Here is a 4,608-nt window from a genome sequence, read left to right on the forward strand (position 1 = left end):
ACCGGCTGGGACCGGTCCAAGGCCTGGATCTGGGACTTCTCGTCCACGCAGAGGACCAGGGCCTTCTCCGGTGGGTCGAGGTAGAGACCGACGACGTCGCGGACCTTGTCAATGAAGAACGGGTCCGTCGACAGTTTGAAGGTCTGTGAGCGGTGCGGGGCGAGTGCGAACGCCCGCCAGATCCTCGAGACCGTCGACTGCGACATCCCGGTCGCCGCGGCCATCGACCTCGTCGACCAGTGGGTCGCGTTCTTCGGTTTCTCCTCGAGTGTCCTGACGATCACTCGCTCCACATCGGCATCGGTGATCTTCCGCGGTACACCCGGCCGGGGCTCGTCACACAGACCGTCCAAGCCGTGCTCCAGGAAGCGCCGCCGCCAGGTGCGGACCGTGTCCGGAGCGATCCGCAGCCGACGGGACACCTCCATGATCGAGCGGCCGTCTGCGCACTCCAGCACGATCCGCGACCGCTGAGCCAACGCCTGAGCCGTCGAACGACGACGTAACCAGCCCTCCAGCACAGCACGCTGGGCATCGGTCACCGACAACGGCGGAATCTTCGGACCAGGACGACTCATACCGAACTAACGACAAACCTCCGACTCCGGTCACTAGCAAGCCGCATGTCGGTACCGGGCCCGCTGGCGACGGCCTCCATCGTAGGGAGCAAGAGTCGACGAGCCCCTTTTGCCCGGCAGCAGGCCACCGGCGCGGACTAGGCATGACGTCATGCGTATCGGGGAGGCATTGAACCGCTGGCGTGTGTGTTTCCCTTACCGTGGGTGGCTCAGGCACGGCACGGATTGGTGAGGTTGCCCTGTCCGTCGGCTATCAGGGCTGCGAGGTCGACGTAGTAGCGGCCTGATTCGCGGTGGGTGCCGAGCAGGATGCGCCGGGCGGCGTCGGCGGTGATTGCTCCGCCCAGGGCGACGCCCGAAGCCAGTTGCGGCCAGCTGCTCAGGGTATGGCCTATCTGATCCAGTGAGGTCGCGAGTTCCGGACTGATCTGCTGCTCGTCGAGGATGGCGAGGATATGTGACACCTTCTCCTCGAAGGTCGGCTCTCGCAGGTCGGAAGAGGTGAGCTGGCCGAGCAGGCCGTGCAGGACCGGCCGATTGGGTTCCAGGTCGAACCGCTCGATGTCAAGCATGCCCCGGTCGTTGGCGTCCATCAGGACAGGGACGCCGCAAGCGCGGGCGTACTCGCGGGAGGCGACCTTCACGTACGGGGTGTCGGATTCCTCTACGAGCAGGTCGATCGGACCACTGACACCGCCGCCGGTGAAGAACTCTTCCATGGTGTCGTCAGTCAGCCCACTGGGGTAGATCTCGATGTCCAGGTAGGGGTCGATCTCGAACATCTGCCGTGCGGCGATCACGGTCTTATTGACTCCGAGATCGTGCACCCCGGCTCGCAGCCGGTTCAGGTTGGACAGGCCCAGCGTGTCGAAATCGGCCAGCTTGAACGCTCCACCGATTCCCTCCAGGGCTAAGGTGACAGCGGCGCTGTTGCCAACCGACAGGCCTATGATCCCGATCCTGCGCTGCAGCAGGCGAGTCTGCTCCGGGCGGTCAATCTTGCCGCGATTGCGGTCGGTCCGCACCAGCCGGAACTCTTCTCGGGGCAGCACATGGATCAGACGCCCGGACCACGGGTACCACACCCAGGTGCCGTAATGCCACGGAACGACCCCGTCCAGCACTTGCTCCTTGGCTCCCTCCATGTCGGCGGCGACGAATGCACGGCCCGGCGCCCGGGAGCGGACGAGTTCTTCCAGCTGCTCGTCAAGGGTGTCGTGCACCTCGCGTATCTGGTCAGATTTCGCCAGGATCCGCAGGGCCTGTTGCTCGGCCGGCACGGACGGTCGGAACAGCACTGGCCGCCAACTGGCCCTGCTGACGGGCTTGTCCAGTAGCTTGGCGGGAATGTCGTTCGTCATGACTTCCTCCTGCAAGGATGGGTGTAGGCCCTCGTCGGGCTTGCTACATCGAATAGACCGCGCCCTGCGTGCGCGGTCACTGATCCGGCCTGTTCACAGAGACACGGCCGAGAGGCGAACGGCCAGGTCACCTCGTAGGCGCTCGACGAGCGCCTCGAATTCTCCGGCACCGTCCGCGGTGTGGTTGAAGATGACACATACATCTTCGCCGTAGTGCCCCACGTAGGAACGGGTGCCCTTTACGATGGGAAGCCGAACCGCTGGTAAAGGCGAAACTAGCCGTCCGCAGTCCCAGAGATGCCGATCATCGCCTCGGCCCTGAGCTGCCGGGCAGCCGCCATTGCGACGCGTACATATACGCGCCTAGACCCAGGCCGCGCGCTGTTGAGTCCACCACGAGGCGACTACGCTCAAACACGCCCCCCAACTCGGCTTCCTCCACACGCAAAAGAGCAGCAAACCGGTCCGGGCTGAGGAAAGCCTGAGGCTGAAAGTGCTCGACAGATTCAGAAGTCACAAGTTGTATATAGCCCATTATGAGTCCGCGTGGCTTCCGGCGGGCAATGAAGTGCCAAGCACCCAGATCCAGCAGCTGCGCGTCTACGTAACGCCCATTCATGGCGCGAAACTCAGGGCGCCGGCCACCATCACATAGGACGCGGGCGTGAAACTCGCGACACCGTTCCAGCCTGACTGCGGTCGCCACATCCGGCTCCTGCGGAACAAAAAAAGCATCAACACACCACGACAGGACTGGAGAGGACAAGTCAATTACCTACTGCGTCAAGTGAAGGCTGGATCAAGCCATCCTCACCTAACACTTTCCTTGTGAACAGAGTGACGACTACCCAAAACCAGAGTTGGGGTACTCGGGTACCGGCCCGCCAGCCAGTGTGCGTCTGCCTACACCCTCCAAGAGATCTTGTCTGCTCCGATGTTGCCAGGACTCAGACGCCCTGCCCGAGCCCCCGGGTGGTAGCAGGGTCCTGCTCCCGGAGGGGGCGAAGCTGACGTCGAGCTTGGAGTCGTATGGCTTAGGATGAATGCCGAGCTCGTGCGTGGAGTACTCCCCCAACCGGTCAATATGCTCCGTCAGGTACGGCAAGATGCGGGCCAGTTCTTCCGGCTCAATCGTCCAGCCCTCCTCCCGCCGCCACTAGACGATCTTGACGATATCCAGCGCTTTGTGGAAGAACATCGCGTCGGTGAGCAGCGCGCTGAACCTCATCGCCGTCTCTTGCTCGACGGGGTCGTTGTCGGGTCTACCTGGTGGCGGCGATAGCACACGTAGACGAGGCAGAATTCCTCGGTGAGACGGTCGCCCAGGCGGTGCAGCCGGCCGATCAGGCCTCGCGGAGAAATGACGAAGTCAGCCGCTCGCGGCGCGAGTTGGCCTGGACGCGGGCCACGCGGTCCAGCGGTTGCAGGATGTTTATACAGCTAAACGCACCTCCCCCGGAGGGTACATTACGCTGTATGGAAACTAATGTGCGGTGGGTGGCGCTCACCGCTGTCGCACCGGTCGCCTGGGGCACGAACTACTACGTCACCCATGAATTCCTACCGCCTGACAGCCCCCTCTACGGAGCGGCGCTGCGAGCGCTGCCCGCCGGTCTAGTCCTGCTGGGGCTGTGCAGGCAGCGGCCGCGTGATGCGTGGTGGTGGCGGTCCGCGGTGCTGGGGCTGCTTAACGTGAGCGTGTTCTTCTTTCTCGTCTATGCCGCCTCCCAGCTACTGCCGACAAGCATCGCCTCGACTGTCATGGCGGTGTCCCCACTGGCGATGATGCTCATCGCCTGGGTCCTGGTGTCTGAGCGGCCCGGCCTTGCGCACCTGGTCGGCGCCGCGATCGGGCTCGGCGGGGTCTGCCTCATGCTGCTGACGGGAACGGGAGGAGTGAGCTTGCCGGGGGTCCTAGCCTCAGCCGCGGCCATGATCGTGTCGTCCTTCGGTCACATCCTGACCAAACGCTGGAACAACACCGGTACCGACGTGCTTGCCTCGACCGCCTGGCAGCTCATCGCCGGAGGACTGTTCCTGCTGCCGGTCGCCGCAGCCGTGGAGGGCCGTCCACCCACACTCTCCACACCGGCGCTCCTAGCGTTCGGCTACATCACCCTCGTCGCCACCGCACTGGCTTTCGCCGCCTGGTTCACCGGACTACGGCACCTGCCCGCGGGAACCGTGGGTCTAGTCGGACTCCTCAACCCCGTCACGGGTGTTCTGCTCGGCACGGTGGTCGCCGGAGAGGTGCTGACAACGCAGCAGCTGTGCGGGCTGGCACTCGTTCTCACCGGAGTCGTCCTGGGACGACCCACCCGCGCAGGACGACGCGGCGGCGCCAGGCTCCTCTCCGACCCGCACCCGACAAGCGTCACACCCTCGAGTCCTCCACCTGCAATCTCCTGTGGGGATCACGGGACACTTGAGCGGGGGAGCGGCACCGATAGCCAGCCAGGATGAGTGACAGGACGGGGAGGGATGCCGCAGTCACGGATCGATTTGTCCTCCATCCCTGATCTGACGAACGATCAGCGATGCTGGGTTCACCGTCTGCTGTCATTTCCTCCGACCGCGCGACCGTCTCCTTACAGCTCGTAACACGATCATGAAACGTGTTTCTTGAGGCGTCTCCAGCAGATGAGACTGCAGGCGAGGGAGACGAACGC

Annotated in this window: 3 protein-coding genes; 1 reads left to right on the plus strand and 2 read right to left on the minus strand. The window is 64.0% G+C overall.

Translation table 11 applies throughout. The features are described 5' to 3' along the window. The coding region (locus ACFWW8_RS38150) for an IS630 family transposase (RefSeq protein ID WP_386537434.1) at positions 1-578 on the minus strand (578 nt) is incomplete at its 3' end. A gap of 209 nt (positions 579-787) precedes the next feature. Further along, a complete protein-coding gene (locus ACFWW8_RS38155) occupies positions 788-1,939 on the minus strand; it encodes a ThiF family adenylyltransferase (protein ID WP_386537437.1) in 1,152 nt (383 codons plus the stop codon). Between the two features lie 1,476 nt (positions 1,940-3,415). Between ACFWW8_RS38155 and ACFWW8_RS38160 the strand changes: the two genes are divergently transcribed. Then, positions 3,416-4,402 carry a DMT family transporter gene (locus tag ACFWW8_RS38160; protein WP_386537440.1) on the plus strand — a complete coding sequence of 329 codons (987 nt, stop codon included), beginning with the start codon at positions 3,416-3,418 and terminating at the stop codon, positions 4,400-4,402. The last annotated feature ends 206 nt before the right edge of the window (positions 4,403-4,608 follow it).

Source organism: Streptomyces sp. NPDC058701 (assembly GCF_042715295.1).
GTDB lineage: Bacteria > Actinomycetota > Actinomycetes > Streptomycetales > Streptomycetaceae > Streptomyces.

Coding starts and splice junctions, on each gene's coding strand:
- ACFWW8_RS38155 (WP_386537437.1), bottom strand. CDS start 1,939: ATGACGAACGACATTCCCGCCAAGCTACTGGACAAGCCCGTCAGCAGG.
- ACFWW8_RS38160 (WP_386537440.1), top strand. CDS start 3,416: ATGGAAACTAATGTGCGGTGGGTGGCGCTCACCGCTGTCGCACCGGTC.